At 67.7% G+C, this 16,781-nt stretch carries 14 protein-coding genes and 2 pseudogenes; 9 read left to right on the top strand and 7 right to left on the bottom strand.

Annotated features, from left to right (window positions below; all coding sequences use genetic code 11):
• Together D5084_RS00185 and D5084_RS00180 are read right to left on the bottom strand one after the other, a co-directional pair.
• On the bottom strand, positions 1-588 hold the full coding sequence (locus D5084_RS00185) for a DUF1285 domain-containing protein (protein ID WP_128513502.1): 588 nt from the start codon (positions 586-588) through the stop codon (positions 1-3).
• A gap of 103 nt (positions 589-691) precedes the next feature.
• The gene (locus D5084_RS00180) at positions 692-1,288 is read right to left on the bottom strand and encodes a GcrA family cell cycle regulator (RefSeq protein WP_128513501.1); all 597 of its coding nucleotides are present in this window, start codon (positions 1,286-1,288) and stop codon (positions 692-694) included.
• A 255-nt stretch (positions 1,289-1,543) separates the two neighbouring features.
• Between D5084_RS00180 and D5084_RS00175 the strand changes: the two genes are divergently transcribed.
• Positions 1,544-2,683, top strand: a complete 1,140-nt coding sequence (locus tag D5084_RS00175; RefSeq protein ID WP_128513500.1) for a serine hydrolase domain-containing protein — start codon at positions 1,544-1,546, stop codon at positions 2,681-2,683.
• A gap of 5 nt (positions 2,684-2,688) precedes the next feature.
• Here D5084_RS00175 and D5084_RS00170 read toward each other — a convergent pair whose 3' ends face one another.
• Entirely contained in the window at positions 2,689-3,624 is a 936-nt protein-coding gene (locus D5084_RS00170) for a Hint domain-containing protein (protein ID WP_128513499.1), read from the bottom strand.
• A gap of 349 nt (positions 3,625-3,973) precedes the next feature.
• Between D5084_RS00170 and D5084_RS00165 the strand changes: the two genes are divergently transcribed.
• The 3 genes from D5084_RS00165 (at position 3,974) to D5084_RS00155 (ending at position 6,804) form a co-directional block, all read left to right on the top strand.
• Positions 3,974-5,164, top strand: a complete 1,191-nt coding sequence (locus D5084_RS00165) for an aspartate aminotransferase family protein (RefSeq protein WP_128513498.1) — start codon at positions 3,974-3,976, stop codon at positions 5,162-5,164.
• An 80-nt stretch (positions 5,165-5,244) separates the two neighbouring features.
• The gene (argF, locus tag D5084_RS00160; protein ID WP_128513497.1) at positions 5,245-6,171 is read left to right on the top strand and encodes an ornithine carbamoyltransferase; all 927 of its coding nucleotides are present in this window, start codon (positions 5,245-5,247) and stop codon (positions 6,169-6,171) included.
• 138 nt (positions 6,172-6,309) lie between these two features.
• The gene (locus D5084_RS00155; RefSeq protein ID WP_128513496.1) at positions 6,310-6,804 is read left to right on the top strand and encodes a DUF1993 domain-containing protein; all 495 of its coding nucleotides are present in this window, start codon (positions 6,310-6,312) and stop codon (positions 6,802-6,804) included.
• 6 nt (positions 6,805-6,810) lie between these two features.
• Here D5084_RS00155 and D5084_RS00150 read toward each other — a convergent pair whose 3' ends face one another.
• Both D5084_RS00150 and hrpB read right to left on the bottom strand, forming a co-directional pair.
• The gene (locus D5084_RS00150) at positions 6,811-8,013 is read right to left on the bottom strand and encodes an MFS transporter (RefSeq protein WP_238382462.1); all 1,203 of its coding nucleotides are present in this window, start codon (positions 8,011-8,013) and stop codon (positions 6,811-6,813) included.
• A gap of 361 nt (positions 8,014-8,374) precedes the next feature.
• Positions 8,375-10,912 carry an ATP-dependent helicase HrpB gene (hrpB, locus tag D5084_RS00145; RefSeq protein ID WP_128513495.1) on the bottom strand — a complete coding sequence of 846 codons (2,538 nt, stop codon included), beginning with the start codon at positions 10,910-10,912 and terminating at the stop codon, positions 8,375-8,377.
• A 95-nt stretch (positions 10,913-11,007) separates the two neighbouring features.
• On the opposite strand from hrpB, the gene meaB reads away from it, so the two are divergent.
• Entirely contained in the window at positions 11,008-11,985 is a 978-nt protein-coding gene (meaB, locus tag D5084_RS00140) for a methylmalonyl Co-A mutase-associated GTPase MeaB (RefSeq protein ID WP_128513494.1), read from the top strand.
• A 184-nt stretch (positions 11,986-12,169) separates the two neighbouring features.
• Positions 12,170-12,457 (top strand): 50S ribosomal protein L28, encoded by a 288-nt coding sequence (gene rpmB, locus D5084_RS00135; RefSeq protein WP_128513493.1) that lies wholly within the window; start codon positions 12,170-12,172, stop codon positions 12,455-12,457.
• Between the two features lie 155 nt (positions 12,458-12,612).
• Here rpmB and D5084_RS00130 read toward each other — a convergent pair whose 3' ends face one another.
• The gene (locus tag D5084_RS00130) at positions 12,613-13,011 is read right to left on the bottom strand and encodes a hypothetical protein (RefSeq protein ID WP_238382461.1); all 399 of its coding nucleotides are present in this window, start codon (positions 13,009-13,011) and stop codon (positions 12,613-12,615) included.
• Between the two features lie 252 nt (positions 13,012-13,263).
• Here D5084_RS00130 and lepA point away from each other — a divergent pair, with 252 nt between their 5' ends.
• Complete coding sequence (gene lepA / locus D5084_RS00125; protein ID WP_128513492.1) at positions 13,264-15,063, top strand: translation elongation factor 4; 1,800 nt, start codon at positions 13,264-13,266, stop codon at positions 15,061-15,063.
• Positions 15,064-15,141: 78 nt separating this feature from the next.
• Here the strand turns inward: lepA and D5084_RS00120 are convergent.
• Positions 15,142-15,240: pseudogene (locus D5084_RS00120) on the bottom strand (IS5/IS1182 family transposase); the annotation flags it as partial.
• Positions 15,241-15,261: 21 nt separating this feature from the next.
• Between D5084_RS00120 and D5084_RS00115 the strand changes: the two are divergent.
• Complete coding sequence (locus tag D5084_RS00115; protein ID WP_128513491.1) at positions 15,262-16,158, top strand: DNA adenine methylase; 897 nt, start codon at positions 15,262-15,264, stop codon at positions 16,156-16,158.
• Positions 16,159-16,425: 267 nt separating this feature from the next.
• Positions 16,426-16,708, top strand: a pseudogene (locus D5084_RS00110) (IS21 family transposase); the annotation flags it as partial.
• Positions 16,709-16,781 lie beyond the last annotated feature (73 nt).

Here is a 16,781-nt window from a genome sequence, read left to right as displayed (position 1 = left end):
TCAGGGCATTTCCGGGTTAGGCAATTCGGCCGACAGGATGACCGGGAAGAACTGCCCCGAGGACCACAGGCCGAACCACCTTTGCCCTTCGTGGTCGTGATGGCAACAGAGATCGATCAGCCGGTAGAAGGATTTCCGGTCGATCCGCGCCCAGAGATTGCTGCGGATCAGGATGTAGGGCGAAGGTTCGCCCGTGACCGGATCGCGTTCGATGCGCAGGGGATGGTCGGGGCCGAGCACGGCCACGTCCTCGGTCCTGGTGGTGAAGGTCAGGGTCTGGTCGCGGCCCGTGCCCGTGACGTCGAAGTCCTGCGCCAGCAGGGGGGCATCGTCGACCTTGATCCCGACTTTCTCGACCGGGGTGACGAGAAAGTAGTCGTCGCCTTCGCGCCGGAGAATCGAGGAGAAGAGCTTGACCAGCGGCGCCCGGCCGATGGGAGTGCCGAGGTAGAACCAGGTCCCGTCCCGGGCGATGCGCATGTCGATGTCGCCGCAGAAGGGCGGGTTCCACAGATGCACGGGGGGCAGTCCCTTGCCGCTTGCGGCCCTGGCGGCGGCGGCAAGGGTATCGGCGGTGGGTGCGGGCATCGGCGATACTCCGGTGGCGGGGGTCCGCGAGAAGCTGGGCACCTGGCCGGGGCCGGGTCAACCCCGTCCGCCCGGCCTGTGGTCGAGGGACCCGGGCGGCCCGCTAGCGGCGGCGGTCGCGCCGGGCGCTCATCGGCTGGAAGGCCACGCCGACATGCGCCTCGCAATAGGGTTTGCCGGGCAGCGAGGGCAGGCCGCAGAACCAGAAATCGTCGGTCGCGGGGTCGCCGATCGGCCATTTGCAGGTGCGTTCGGTCAGTTCCATCAGCGTCAGCTTGCGCGCGCGCTTTTCCACCTCGCGGACCGAGGCCAGCGCCTCGGGGCTGATCTCGTTCAGGCTGGGCTGCGGCGGCAGGGGCTGGCCCGCCGGGATGATCGCCTTGCGCACGGGCAGGGGGGTCACGTTCGAGGAGGGTGCCGCAGCAGGCGCGGCCGGGGCGGCCTGGCGCGGAGCCTCGGCCCGTGGGGCGGGGTCGGGGCGGGCTGCGGGCTCGGGCTTGGCAGCGGCGACCGGTGCAGGGGTTGAAGTCGCCTCCTCCTCCTCTTCCTTGCCGACGCGGTTCGACAGGCCCAGCCGGTGCACCTTGCCGATCACCGCGTTGCGGGTGACACCGCCCAGCTCCTTGGCGATCTGGCTGGCCGACTGGCCCTCGTTCCACATGCGCTTGAGCGTCTCGACCCGCTCGTCCGTCCAGGACATCCCGTTCTCCGCCTGTCTGATTGCCGCGCCATTCTATCCGTTCGGGACGGGGGGCCGCAAGGGCGGCTGACTTCGGCGTTGCCGATCGCTGTTTGCGCCCGCGTCCCGTGGCCGGGGGGCGGCCCCTGTCATCCTGCCGACTCCGGGCCCGATCAGTCTGGCCCGGCCCAGGGCGAGGTGGGGGGCCTGAGGCGGGGGGTTTGCCTGACTTGCGCCCCTCCCGCCTCGGCCTACCCTTTGGCAAAGGAGTTCTCGATGCCTCTGACTGTCCATCCCAATCCCGACCTGACCGTCGGTCCCGACCTGCATCCGCGCTGGAACAGCCCCGCGCATCGTCGGCAGGGGTTCCACCACCTGCACCGGATCGCCCGCTACACCCAGACCTTCCGCGCGGCCTCGGTGCTGGACCTGCGGCCCGACGCCGACCCCGCGATCGCGGCGCGCGAGGATGTGCAGCGGCTGACCACCAGCCCCTGGTTCTCGGCCATGGCGGTGACCGAGGGCAACCGGCTTCTGTTCGAGGCCTATGCCCCGGATTTCGGCCCCGATCAGCCACATGCGATCATGTCGATCACCAAGATGACCGCGAACCTGATCGTCGGGCGGCTGTGGGAGGATGGTCTGCTGGACCTCGACCAGCCGATGGGCGAGATCCTGCCCTGGATCGGCCCGGGCTATCAGGCGGCCCGGATCCAGGACATCCTGGACATGAACGTCCAGAACGGTTTCAACGAGGATTACACCGACCCGCACACCACCGTCTTCCAGCACGAGGTGGCAATGGGGATGCGATTGCCGGAGGGTCGCGAGCCGTTGATGGTCGAGCTTCTGGCCGGGATCGGCCTGGCGCCGGGCGCATCGGACACGGTCAACCGCAGCGGCGCGAGCCTGTACAAAAGCGCCAATACCGATGTCCTGATGCAGGCGGCCCTGGCGCGGGGCGGGCGGCCCCTGCGGGCCTGGGTTGCGGACCTTGCCGATGCGGCGGGCGTCGAGGGCGTGCTGCACATGGGCTCGGACCGGGCGGGCACGCCGATCTTCTCGGCCGGGCTTTGCCTGACGGCGCGCGACCTTTGCCGCTATGGCGCGCTTTTCGCCCGCAGGGGACAGGGGGTGAACGGCGCCGCCTTCGGTTCGGCCGCGTTTCTGGACCGGACCCTGAAGGGCGGCGTCCCGATGCCTGCCCCGCGCGACCGGCTGCACTATTCGAACCAGACCAACACCGATGGCACCTGGGTCGGGCACGGGGGCTATGGCGGGCAGTATCTGGTGGCGAACCCCGAGACGGGCCGCGTCGCCTGCTTCCTGTCGGTCCTGCAGGACGCGCATGGCTTTGACCCGGACTGGTATCCGCCCGTCATTGCCATGCTGACCGGGATCTGCGCTGGTCGCTGAGGCCCCTAACCCTGCAACCGCAAGGCCCGCGCCTCGGCATTGCGGACGATGGGAAAGGCCGCGCGCCGCCGGATCAGGTCGCCTTCCGGCACCGCATCGGCGAGAGCCGCCCGCTCGGCCCTGGTCAGCCCGGCAAGGCCCGTCGGCCCGGGATGAAAGCTTTCCGACAAGGCCCCTTCGGCCAGCAGGACCTCATGCCGGTCGCACAGGAGGATCACATAGTCGAGTCCCGCCTCGGGCAGCACCAGCCGCGCACCGTGGTCATCGACCAGCGCCTGAGCCGAGACCAGCACCTGGTCCTCGCCGAAATAGACTGCCGCCCGCCAGTCGTCGATCAGCATCCGCTGCTGCGGCGACACGACGAGCGGCCGGTCGTTGCCGATGGTCCCCGGCGCGAATTCCACCGGGCGCAGTCCGGGATGCGCCAGCAGGTCCAGCGCAGTGACCGCCCGCCGCCCGACCCAGCGCAGGGGGCGCGAGCCATTGGCCAATGTCGTGATCAGGTCGCCGGCCACCAGACTGCCGGCAGGTCTTGGCCCGTCCGGCGTGTCGATCAGTGTCTCCGCAGCATAGGCCGCCAGCGCCTCGGGCGCCTCGGGCCGGTCCGGCGCGGGGATGTCCCCCTCGACCCAGGTGTCGTCACATGCCAGAGCCGCGGGCTTGCCCCCGATCCGCACCAGATACAACCCGCGGTGGCGCGGCACCGATTCGATCTGTGCCTTGCTGCCCGTCTCCCAGGTTGTCCCCGACAGCACCACCGGGCTCGCAAGGGTCAGGCCCTCGGGTCCGTCGGCAAGGCAAAGAGTGCATGGCAGGGCGCCTGGGATCAGACGCGGAGTGGCTTCGGCCAGGCGGGCGGACCAGCCCTTCGCCCCTGCGGCCTTCGGCAGCAGCAACTGGTCCAGCGCAAAGACGCTGACAGTGATGCGCGGTGCACTCATACCTGTACCGGATCCTCGGCTTCTCGTCGGCCAGTCTTGCGCAGGTCTTGTGCGCCCCCGCCTCTCCCCATTCTGCCTTGCCAGCGTTTACAGGTCATTTCCAGCGAAAATCTGCAGAATGCCGGGCCAGACCCCGGACCCGCAGAAATCCGCTTTACCGGGGGTCACATTCCCGCTATGCCGCCCGGCATGACCGCTGGACCCCATCGCACCCCCGCTTCGCGCCGACTTCGCCGCGTCTGAAGCCTGTCCTGCCGTCCCGTGCGCGCCCCCGCGCCATTCCTTCCCCACGTTGACACACGGCCAGCCCTCGGGCACCCATTGGCTTTCACACGAAGGACCCCGTTCCATGATCCCCTCCGTCCTGCCGACCTACAACCGCGCGCCCCTGTCCTTCGTGAAGGGCGAGGGCAGCTGGCTGATCGCCGAGGACGGCCACCGATATCTGGACCTCGGCTCGGGCATCGCGGTGAACGCGCTGGGCCACGCGCATCCGGCGCTGGTGCAGACCCTGACGGATCAGGCGCAGAAGCTCTGGCACGTCTCGAACGTCTACACGATCCCCGAACAGGAGCGGTTGGCGCGGCTGCTGACGGAAAACAGCTTCGCCGATACCGTCTTCTTCACCAACTCGGGCACCGAAACGGCCGAGCTGGCGATCAAGATGGCGCGCAAGCACCATTACGACGCGGGCCACCCCGAACGGATCGAGATCGTCGCCTTCGAGGGCGCCTTCCACGGCCGCTCCACAGGTGCCATCGCGGCGGCGGGGTCGGAGAAGATGGTCAAGGGCTTCGGCCCGCTGATGCCCGGCTTCAGGCATCTGAAATGGCCGACCTCGGACGAGGATCACGCTGCCATCCGCGCTGCCATCACCGACAAGACCTGCGCGGTGATCGTCGAGCCGATCCAGGGCGAAGGCGGCATCCGCGTGGTCCCCGACCAGTGCCTGAAGGGCCTGCGCGACCTTTGCGACCAGACCGGCACCCTTCTGATCTTCGACGAGGTGCAATGCGGCATGGGCCGCACGGGGCGCCTGTTCGCGCATGAATGGGCGGGCGTCACGCCGGACATCATGATGGTCGCCAAGGGCATCGGCGGCGGCTTCCCGCTGGGCGCGGTGCTGGCCACCGAACGCGCCGCCTCCGGCATGACGGCGGGCACTCACGGCTCGACCTACGGCGGCAATCCCCTGGGCTGTGCGGTGGGTGCCAAGGTCGTCGAACTGATCTCCGACCCTGCCTTCCTGGCCGAGGTGGCCCGCAAGGGCGCCCTCATGCGCCAGGGCCTCGAATCCCTCGTCGCCCGCCACCCGCAGGTGTTCGAGGCCGTCCGGGGCGAGGGCCTGATGCTGGGCCTGAAATGCAAGCCCGCCCCGGCAGACGTGGTGAAGGCGGGCTACGAGGCCGGCGTGCTGACCGTCGCCGCCGCCGACAACGTCCTGCGCCTGCTGCCCGCGCTGAACATCCCCGACGCCGACATCGCCGAGGCGCTCACCCGCCTCGACCAGGCCGCCACGACCCTTGAAAAGGCCGCCTGACCTGCTCTTTTTCCAAATACTCCACGGGGGTCCGGGGGTGTGAAACCCCCGGTCCGACCGGAGCCAAGAAGCGAAACGCCATGAACCACTTCCTCGACATCCACAAGACCGACCCCGCCCAGCTGCGGGCCATGATCGACAGCGCCCAGGCGATGAAGACCGCGCGGAACGGTCGCCCGAAAGGCGCGCCCGATGACGAGCAGCCCCTGAAGGGCCACATGGTCGCGCTGATCTTCGAGAAACCCTCGACCCGCACCCGCGTGTCCTTCGACGTGGGCGTGCGCCAGATGGGCGGCGAGACCATGGTGCTGTCCGGCAAGGAAATGCAGCTGGGTCACGGCGAGACGATTGCCGACACCGCCCGCGTCCTGTCGCGCTATGTGGACCTCATCATGATCCGCACCTTCGAGGAGGCGACGCTTCTGGAAATGGCCGAACATGCCACGGTCCCGGTCATCAACGGCCTGACTAACCGGACCCATCCCTGCCAGATCATGGCCGACGTCATGACCTATGAGGAACAGCGCGGGCCCATCGCAGGGAAAAAGGTGGTCTGGTGCGGCGACGGCAACAACGTCTGCGCCAGCTTTCTGCACGCGGCGGGCCAGTTCGGGTTCGATTTCACCTTCACCGGCCCCGAAACGCTGGACCCCGAAGAGAAGTTCGTCCAGTTCGCCCGCGACAAGGGCTCCAAGGTCACCATCCAGCGCGACCCCTTTACGGCTGTCGAAGGCGCCGATCTGGTGGTCACCGACACCTGGGTGTCGATGCACGATCCCGAAAGCGCCAAGGAACGCCGTCACAACCAGCTGCGCCCCTATCAGGTGAACGAACAATTGATGAGCCGCGCCAGGCCCGACGCGCTGTTCATGCATTGCCTGCCCGCGCATCGCAACGACGAGGCGACGAGTGCGGTGATGGACGGTCCCCATTCGGTGATCTTCGACGAGGCCGAAAACCGCCTGCACGCGCAGAAGGCCATCATGCGCTGGTGCCTCGGGGTCTGACGCGCGCCAATTGATGCGACGCCGGTTTCCGACCCGGAAACCGGGCCGGAATTCGCGTCGAATTCCGCCCCCAGACCCTGCCGATGGCTTGACAGAGGCACCGGTAGTTCCGAGCCTGTGCCGGAAAGGAGACCCCCCATGCATCGCCGTTCCGTCGCCGTCTTCGACCGTTTCCTGTCCGCCCTTTCCGCCATCCTCGACAAGGCCGAGGCGCATTGCGAGGCCAGGAAGATCAAGCCCGAGGTGATCCTTGCCGCCCGGCTTTTCCCCGACATGTTCTCCTTCACCCGTCAGGTCCAGCTGGCCTGCGATTTCGCCACCCGCGGCACCGCCCGGTTGGCGGGGGTCGAGCCGAAGAGTTTTCCCGACACCGAGACGACCTTCGCCGAGCTGAAGGACCGCATCAGTGCCGCGCGGGGCTACATGGGGTCGTTCCAGGCTGCAGACTTCGCCCATGCCGACACCCGCGACATCCATTTCAAGGCCGGGGGCCGCGACATGGTGCTGAAGGGGGAGGAATTCCTGTCCTTCTACACCCTGCCGCAGTTCTTCTTCCACCTGACCACCGCTTATGACATCCTGCGCGCGAACGGGGTGGAGCTTGGCAAGCGCGACTACATGGGCGCGCCGTAGGGTCCGTCAGGCGACCTTTGCGCCCACAGGCTCGACCGATCTGGCCCCGTCCGCATCCGCCGCCCGCGCCGCCAGCAGCACCACGAGGACAAGCACCAGCGACAGACCGGCATAGGTCGGCCGGAAGCCGAAATGCTCGGCCACGAAGCCGATGGTCGAAGGCGCGACCAGGATGCCGCAATATCCGACCATCGTGACGATGGAAATCGCACTGGCCGAGGGCAGGCGCGGGTGGTTTCCGGCCGCCGAGAACAGGATCGGCACCATGTTGGCGATGCCGAGGCCCGCGACGAAGAAACTGACGATCACCATCCAGCTTTCCGTCGCCACCGCGCCGCCCATCATGCCCGCCGCTCCGAGCCAACCCGAAATCCGCAGCGTCCGCACCGCGCCAAACCGGTTGCGCACCGTGTCGCCCAGAAATCGCATCAGCGCCATGGCTCCGGCAAAGAGGGCGAAGCCCAGGCCCGAGACGAAGACATCCGAGCCGAGTTCCTTCTGCATGTAGATCGCCGCCCAGTCGAGCACCGCCCCTTCGGGCACCATCGAGGCCAGCGCGAGGAAGCCCAGCAGCCAGACGTGAACGTCCTTCGGGAAAAGCCTGGTCCTGGGGGCGGGCGCCGCGTCAACCACCACGGGCTTCGGCTCTTCCGGCAGCAGGAACGGCATGGCCGATATCACGATCACCGCGACCACTCCGGCGGTCAGCAGCGATTGCACCTCAGATCCCCAATGCGCGATGACCCAGGCCCCGAACGAGCCACCGACGAAGCCGCCAAGGCTCCAGAACCCGTGCGAGGACGACATGATCGCCCGGTTCAGCCGCTGCTCGATCACCACGGCCTGCGCGTTCATCGCCACGTCCATGCAGCCTGCCATCGCGCCGAACACCGCCATGAACAGCGCCAGAAGCCAGAGGTTGGGCGAAAAGACCACCATCGGCAGCGCGGGGATCAGCGCCAGCGAGAACAGGGACAGCACCCGTCGTCCGCCAAAGCGCCCGATCAGCCGCCCGGCAAACAGCATGGCGGTCACTGCCCCCAGACCCAGCACCAGGATCAGAAGACCCAGGGCCGACTCGGCGACCGCATGGCGCGGCATCAGAAGCGGGATCTGCGGCGCCCAGGCCCCCATGACAAAGCCGTTGGCCAGGAACATCGCCGCCACTGCCCACCGCGCGCGCCGGGCCTGTTCATCGACCTGCATCATCCGCCCCTCGATTGCTGGCGCCGGTCATAGATCGGGCGCAGAGCGACAGGAAGGACCCGGCAATCAATCCGTGTTGCAGCGTTGAAAGGATTTCCGCGCCGCCGGAGATGACAAGCCGGTTCGGCCTGCCCTTGCGCAACAGGCTTCCTTCGCCCCGGCCGCGACCTCGCCGTCGATCTTCACCACCAGCTTGTGCCCCAGCGCCCGCGCGCCATTTGCCATGCCATGAAGACCGATGCCCTGGGTTGCCCTGTCTGCGAAGACTCCAGGGCCGGGAAGCCTGCTTCGCCATCGTTCAGGATTCGGGCCGGCTGCGGGAGAGGGGGCACCCTCACGCCCCATGTCGGCCGGAGGCGTGCCCTCAGGTCCCCCGGGGCTTTGCCCGCAGCGTGGGTTCGGCCACCGTGGGATCCTCGGGCCAGGGATGCCGCGGATAGGCCCCGCGCATGTCCTTGCGGACATCGGCATAGGAGGTCGCCCAGAACCGAGGCAGGTCGGTCGTCACCTGGACCGGGGCCCGGGCCGGGGACAGAAGCGTCACTCTGACCGGCATCCGCGCCGCCCCGACCACCGGATGCTGTGTGACCCCGAACATTTCCTGCAACCTGACCTCGATCGCGGGCACCTCGCCCTCGTAGTCGATCGGAATCTTCCGACCCAGCGGAGTCTCGAAACTTCCCGGCACCAGCCGGTCCATCTCGGCCAGCCGGTCCCAGCCCAGAAGGCCCTGAAGCGCGGGCACGAGGTCGAAACCCCGGATGTCGTCCTCGGTCCTGATCCCCGTCAGATGCGGCAGCAGCCAGTCCTCGGCCGTGGCCAGAAGCTCGGCATCCTCCACCCCAGGCCAGCCCTCGCCCCGCGCCAGCCGCGCCCGCGCGCGCAGCCGCCGCGCTGCCGGAGACCACGGCAGCCCCAGCGCCCGCACGCCTTCCAGCGCCGCCTTCGCCACCGCCTCTGCAGGGGCGTCCCAATGGCGGTCCTCCAGCACCAGAGCCCCCAGACGTTCCTGCCGGCGCGAGACGACCCGCCCCTCGCGCCGCGACCATTCGCAGACCTCGACCCAGGCGATGCGGTCGGCATGAAGCCCGCGCACCTCGGCCTCGGAAATGGCCACTGCCTGCCGCACGGTCGCTTCGCGCGCATCGCCATCGAGGTCCGTGGCCACGATCAGCCGCGCGCCCGACAGCGGCAGCACCGGCGCCATCGCTGCCCCCTTGCCGCCCGACAAAACCCAGCGCGGCGCCTCGCCCTTGCGGCGCAGGCCGATCCGGTCGGGATAGGCCAGCGCCGCCATCTCGGCCAGCGAAAAGGCGCCGGCATGGCCCCCCCTCCCCATCCCTCCCCCACCAGGGGGAAGGGGTCCACCCTTGCCCGACGTCTCCGCATCGCGCTTCCCCTCCCCCCCGTGGGGAGGGGATGGGGGTGGGGGGCTTCCTGCCAGAGCCTTCGCCGCCGCCGCCAGCCGCCTTGCCTCGGCCCGGATGCGCTCGACCACCCCCCGGTCGGCCTCCGGCCCCGGGCGCCGGATCGCCGCCATCCGCAGCGCCAGATCCGGCCCCGCCCCGCGCAGCGGGTCGCGCTCGGCCAGAAGCGCGGCCAGCTCCGCCGCCTCCGGCCCGGCCACCGCCAGCATGTGCCCCAGCCGGGGGTGCAGGGGCAGCCCGGCCAGCACGCGCCCATGCGCGGTGATGTGGCCCTTCTCGTCCAGCGCCCCAAGGTCCATGAGAAGGCTGCGCGCCTCGGCCAGGGGCCCCGCCGGGGGCGGAGTCAGGAAGGGCAGGTCCGCACCCCCCCACAGCGCCAGCTCCAGCGCAAGGCCCGCCAGATCCGCCACCTCGATCTCGGCGGGCGGGTAGGGGGCCAGACCGCCCTCCTCTCCCCTGGTCCACAGCCTGTAGCAGACCCCTTCCGCCACCCGCCCCGCCCGACCGCGGCGCTGCTCGGCTTCGGCCTTCGTCACCCGTTCGGTCACTAGCCGCGACATGCCCGAGTTCGGATCGAACCGCGCCCTTCGCGCGCGGCCCGAATCCACCACGACGCGGATGTCCGGCAGGGTCAGCGAGGTTTCGGCAATCGAGGTCGCCAGCACCACCTTGCGCCCCTCGACCGGGGCCAGCGCCGCCCGCTGCGCCGCAAAGTCCATCGCCCCGAACAGAGGCCGCACCACCACCCCTGGCACGCCCTGCAAAAATCCCTCGACCCGCCGGATTTCCCCCTCGCCCGGCAGAAAGACCAGGATCCCGCCGCCGAAATTCCTGGCGGTCTCCTCCAGCGCAGCCTTGACCGCGCCCGCGACCACCGCCTCGAACCGCAGGCTCGGGTCGGGCGGGCGCGGCAACCACCGCGTCTCGACCGGGTAGGCCCGGCCCTCGGACGTCACCACCGGCGCGCCCCCCATCAGAGCGGCCACCGGCCCCGCGTCCAGGGTCGCCGACATCACCAGAATCCGCAGGTCCTCGCGCAGCGCGCCGCGCACTTCCAGACACAGCGCCAGACCCAGATCGGCGTTCAGGGACCGCTCGTGGAACTCGTCGAAGATCACCAGACCGACGCCCGCAAGCTCCGGGTCCGACTGGATCATCCGGGTCAGGATGCCTTCCGTCACCACCTCGATCCGTGTGGCCGCCGAGACTTTCGCCTCGCCCCTTATGCGGTAGCCTACCGTCCGCCCCACAGGTTCGCCCAGGGTTTCCGCCATCCGCTCGGCCGCTGCCCGCGCCGCCAGCCTGCGCGGCTCCAGCATCACGATGCGGCCCGCCACCACCCCCCGCGCCAGCAGATCCAGCGGCACCAGCGTCGTCTTGCCCGCACCGGGCGGCGCCTGCAACACCGCCACCCCGCGCAAGGCCAGCGCCTGGGCAAGCTCGGGCAGGACATGGGAGACGGGCAGAGGGGTCATGCCCCGCTTATCGCGCGCAGCCCGCCCAACCGGAAGCCCCAAGAATTTTCGCCCGGCCTCTCGCCAAGGCTGCCCCGATCCGGCACAAGTTTGGCATGGACACGACCGAACGCGCCGCCCTCATCCGTGCCGGAGACCGCCGGGCCCTCGCCCGCGCCATAACCCTTGTCGAAAGCGCACGCCCCGACCATCGTGCCGAAGCGCTGGCGCTTCTGGACGCGCTGCGTGATGCGCCGCAGGCCCTGCGCATCGGGCTGTCGGGCACGCCGGGCGTCGGCAAATCCACCTTCATCGAAGCCTTCGGTCTGATGCTGACCGGGCAGGGCCTGAAAGTCGCCGTCCTGGCCGTCGATCCCTCCTCGGCCCGCTCCGGCGGCTCGATCCTTGGCGACAAGACCCGGATGGAACGCCTCTCGCGCGACCCCGCAGCCTTCATCCGCCCCTCGCCCAGCCAGAGCCAGCTCGGCGGCGTTGCCCGCCGCACCCGCGAGGCCGTCACCCTGTGCGAGGCCGCAGGATTCGACGTGGTGCTGATCGAAACCGTCGGCGTCGGGCAGTCCGAAACCGTCGTGGCGGAACTCAGCGACCTTTTCCTCCTCCTCCTCGCCCCCGCCGGCGGAGACGAGTTGCAAGGCGTGAAGCGCGGCATCATGGAGATGGCCGACCTGATCCTGGTGAACAAGGCCGACGGCGACCTGAAGCCCGCCGCGCTGCGCACCGTGGCTGACTACGCGGGCGCGCTGCAACTTCTGCGCCGCCGCCCGCAGGACCCCGAGGGCTTTCCGAAGGCGCTGCCCGTCTCGGCCCTGGCCGACGAAGGCCTGACCCGGGCCTGGGAGGAGATGCAGGCCCTGGTCGCCTGGCGCCGCCGGCACGGCCACTGGGCCCGCACCCGCGCCGCGCAGGCCCGCCACTGGTTCGAGGAAGAGGTGCGCCAGGGCCTTCTGGCCGCGTTGGCCCGCGAACCGCAGAAGGGGCTGATGGCCAGCCTCGGCGACCGCGTGGCCGCCGGCGACCTGACCCCCGAGGCCGCCGCCGCCGAAATGCTGCGCCTGCTCGGGCGCGCGTCATGACCCGGGCAGATTGCCCACCCCAGGCCGCGCGTCCGTAGGGTGGGCAATCTGCCCACGCCTCCGTCCTGCCGCTGCCCAGACCGCTTGACGCCGCCGGGGATTCCCCTTACACGCCCCCAATCGAATTCGAGGGCTGGGGATTCCCCGCCTTCCCCCGCTTTGGACGAATCGAAGGAACACCAGAATGTCGCGCGTCTGCGAACTTACCGGCAAGGGGCCGATGTCCGGCAACACCGTCAGCCATGCCAACAACAAGTCACGTCGCCGGTTCCTTCCGAACCTGAACGAAGTGACCCTGATCTCCGACGTGCTCGGCCAGTCGTTCAAGCTGCGCGTGACCGCAGCCGCGCTGCGTTCGGTCGACCACCGCGGGGGCCTTGACGCCTACCTGGCCAAGGCCAAGGACGAGGAACTGTCCGCCGCCGCGCTGAAGATCAAGAAGGACATCGCCAAGGCCCAGGCAGCCGCCTGACCGTCTGCGAGCCTTGTGAACTGCGACACATGTGAAAAAGGCCCTGCCTTCGTCAAGACGGCAGGGCCTTTTGCGTTTTCAGCGGGCGAGTGGGCAGATTGCTCACCCTGCTTGCGCCCACCGGGCGGGCGATCCGCCGACCGCCCGGTCGTTGCTCAGCCGCCGCAATAGGCTTCGGCAGTCTGGCCAAAGCTCTTGTAGCGCTCCCAGAAGGCATCGTCGGATTTCGACTGCGACACCCAGGTGGCATGTGCGGCCTCGGGGTCCTTGAAGAACTTCGCTGCCCGCTTCTGGTCGCCGCCCGACAGCGTCATGTCCGCCGCCTGCTGGATGCAGCCGCACAAGGATCGGTTGCCGCCCCGGTCCGAGGCCATGCAGGCCCGCTCGATCGGACCGGCTGCCGCCACACCCGGGACCACCACGAAAGACGCAGCCGTTGCGGCCGCAAACAGGAAGGATTTCATCTGCTCTGCCTCTTTGCCGGTCCGGGGATTGCGCGATGCAATCTCCCTCGCCAGTCGTTTTCCGGCCTTCATCATGCCGCGTCCAAGCATTTTTTTCAAGTGGTTCAGGGGTTTGGCGGATTCTTGCCGAATCGCGCAACACCTCGCTGCCCGGATGCGGAGGCGCCACAAGATGCTGTGGTCGCAGCCGCGGCAATGCGCCGACCCACGAAAACGTGAGACAAGTGCCGCAGACCTTGGGCCGGCGCCACAGGCCTGCTGTCCCGGTTGCAGGCGAAACCACGGCATTCCCCGCCGCATAAGCCCTTCCCGCCCCCCGCCGCACAAGGTATATGCGCCGCCATGATCACGCTCGACCGCATCCGCAATTTCTCCATCGTGGCGCATATCGACCACGGCAAATCCACCCTGGCCGACCGGCTGATCCAGTCGACGGGCACGGTCGCCGAACGCGACATGCAGGCCCAGCTGCTGGACTCGATGGACATCGAGCGCGAACGCGGCATCACCATCAAGGCCAACACCGTCCGCATCGACTATGTCGCCAAGGACGGCAAGGCCTATGTGCTGAACCTGATCGACACCCCCGGCCACGTCGACTTTGCCTATGAGGTCTCCCGGTCGATGCGCGCCGTCGAAGGTTCGCTGCTGGTGGTGGATGCCAGCCAGGGCGTCGAGGCGCAGACGCTTGCCAACGTCTATCAGGCGCTGGACGCGGGCCACGAGATCGTCCCCGTCCTGAACAAGATCGACCTTCCGGCGGCAGACCCCGAACGGGTGAAGCAGAACATCGAGGACGTGATCGGCCTCGACGCCAGTGACGCGATCCCGATCAGCGCCAAGACCGGCCTCGGCATCCCCGACGTGCTGGAGGCAATCGTCCACCGCCTGCCCCCGCCCAAGGGTGACCGCGACGCGCCGCTGAAGGCGATGCTGGTCGACAGCTGGTATGACGCCTACCTCGGCGTCGTCGTCATGATCCGCGTGGTCGACGGCGTGGTCCGGAAAGGCGACCGCATCAAGATGATGCAGACCGGCGCCGTCTACGGCATCGACAAGCTGGCTGTCCTGAAACCGCAGATGGTCGACATCCCGGAACTCGGCCCCGGCGAGATCGGCGTATTCACCGCCTCGATCAAGCAGGTCCGCGACACCCGCGTGGGCGACACCATCACCCACGAGAGGAAACCCTGCGACCAGCCGCTGCCGGGTTTCAAACCCTCGGTTCCCGTCGTCTTCTGCGGGCTCTTCCCGGTCGATGCCAACGACTTCGAGGCGCTGCGCGACGCCATCGAGAAACTCGCCCTGAACGACGCCTCCTTCACCTACGAGATGGAGACCAGCGCGGCCCTGGGCTTCGGCTTCCGCATGGGCTTCCTCGGCCTTCTGCACCTCGAGGTGGTCCGCGACCGGCTGGAACGCGAATACGACCTCGACCTCATCACCACCGCGCCCTCGGTCGTGTTCCGCCTCTACATGAAGGACGGCGAGGTCCGCGACCTGCACAACCCCGCCGACATGCCGGATCTCACCTACGTCGACCATATCGAGGAGCCACGGATCAAGGCTACGATCATGGTGCCCGATGAATACCTCGGCGACATTCTGAAGCTCTGCCAGGACCGCCGCGGCATCCAGCTGAACCTGACCTACGCCGGCAACCGCGCGATGGTCGAATATGACCTGCCGCTGGCCGAGGTCGTGTTCGACTTCTACGACCGGCTGAAGAGCGTGACCAAGGGCTACGCCAGCTTCGACTACCAGATCAGCGAATACCGCGAGGACAATCTGGTGAAGATGTCCATTCTGGTGAACGAGGAACCGGTGGATGCCCTGTCGATGATGGTCCACCGCGACCGGGCCGAGGCGCGCGGCCGGGCGATGGTCGAGAAACTGAAGGACCTGATCCCCCGCCACATGTTCAAGATCCCGATCCAGGCCGCGATCGGGGGCAGGGTGATCGCCCGCGAGACGCTGTCCGCCATGCGCAAGGACGTGACCGCCAAGTGCTACGGCGGCGACGCGACCCGGAAGAAGAAGCTTCTGGAAAAGCAGAAGGCGGGCAAGAAGAGGATGCGCCAGTTCGGCAAGGTCGAGATCCCGCAGGAGGCGTTCATCGCGGCGCTGAAGATGGATGGGTGAGGGCAATCAGGACGTTTGAGCATCCAGCGTTGCCTGTTGACATGTTTCAGGCTCCGGACTCGCGGATCGGCAAGGCCGGAACATGACGGTGGCAGCGAGGGCGACGGCGGAGAGGCAGATCTTTGCGCCTCTGTCGTAGCGGGTGGCAACTCTGCGCCAGTCCTTCAGCCTGCCGAAGAAGGGCAAGAGAGGGACCAGATGCAGTATGCACGTCTTGCGGGGTCAGACCGCGCGGAACCGGTGAAGATGCGCTCGCCCGCACCATTCAGAACGCAGCTTTTGAAATGGATTGGCAATAAACAGAAATTCGCCCACGAGATCATTGGCCACTTTCCAGCGCAATTCGGCGCCTATTACGAGCCATTTCTCGGGGCTGGTGGTGTAATGGCAACCCTGGCGCCAGGCGAAGGATATGGCTCGGATGTCTTTGCCCCGTTAATTGAAATATGGGCTGCCCTTGCCGAACGTCCAGATGAATTGAAGCACTGGTATGCCTCCAGGTGGGAGACATTCCAGGCCGGCGACCGGGTAGAACAATACGAGAAGATCAAAGCATCCTACAACGCCAACCCGAACGGGGCTGACTTCCTGTTCCTTACCCGGTCATGCTTTGGCGGCGTGGTCCGGTTCCGAAAGAATGACGGGTATATGTCCACGCCAATCGGGGCGCATCAACCCATCAGCCCTGACGCCTTTTCGAAGCGAGTCGATACCTGGCACCACCGGCTCAAAGGCGCGAAGTTCCACCAGCTCGACTATGCCGAAGCGATGGCGCGGGCCAAACCTGGCGATCTGGTATACTGTGACCCACCCTATTCGCACTCGCAGGCGATCCTTTACGGGGCGCAGAGTTTCAGCCTGGCGAAGTTGATGGAAGCCATTGAGGACTGCAAGCGCCGGGGCGTCCATGTCGTGCTCAGCATCGACGGGACCAAGAAAAGCGGCAACCACTACTGTGACATTGACTTGCCGGAAGGCCTGTTTGAGCGAGAGCTGATGGTCAACGTAGGCCGGTCAATGCTCAAGCGGTTTCAAATGGGCGGGCAGACCTGCGAGGCTGAGGAAGTCAGAGACAGGCTGCTGCTGACTTATTGATCCTGCGACCTGAGACACGAAGTCGGGCGCTCGGCAGCCAATTGGCTTAGGCCGTGTTGACAAAAGGGATTCACACACCGTGCTGTGAACCCCGATAATGTTGATCGGCGCGCAATATTGACCCCGCTACCGGGGTGATCGGCGTCCAAAAGGGACCCCTCCTGCGTGGCATGGGTCCATAGTCTGCCCGGGGAACATTCGGGGGACGTCTTGCGGGATGCTGGTTGTGGAGACGATAGCGAAGATCAGGCGCCTGCACTTCGGTCNCAGCCGTGAGCGGCTGACCGTGATGCAACTTTTCGAAGAGCTTCGGGGGCACGGGTATGAGGGCGGCTACGATGCCGTTCGGCGCTATGCCTCGACCTGGAAGCAGGCACAGGGATCGGGCACGGCAGCCGCCTTCGTGCCGCTGACCTTCGCGCCGGGAGAGGCCTACCAGTTCGACTGGAGCCATGAGGTGGTGCTGATCGACGGCGTCACCGTGACGGTGAAGGTAGCCCATGTCCGGCTCTGCCACAGCCGGATGTTCTTCGTCCGTGCCTATCATCGGCGCTGGACGGCACGAGCGCAGCGGCGAACGCACGACCTGGCGCAACGGGTATCGAGAGCGCGCTCTCGATACC

The organism is Tabrizicola thermarum, assembly GCF_003574395.1.
GTDB lineage: Bacteria > Pseudomonadota > Alphaproteobacteria > Rhodobacterales > Rhodobacteraceae > Tabrizicola > Tabrizicola thermarum.
This window is presented reverse-complemented; position numbering and strand designations above follow the sequence as displayed.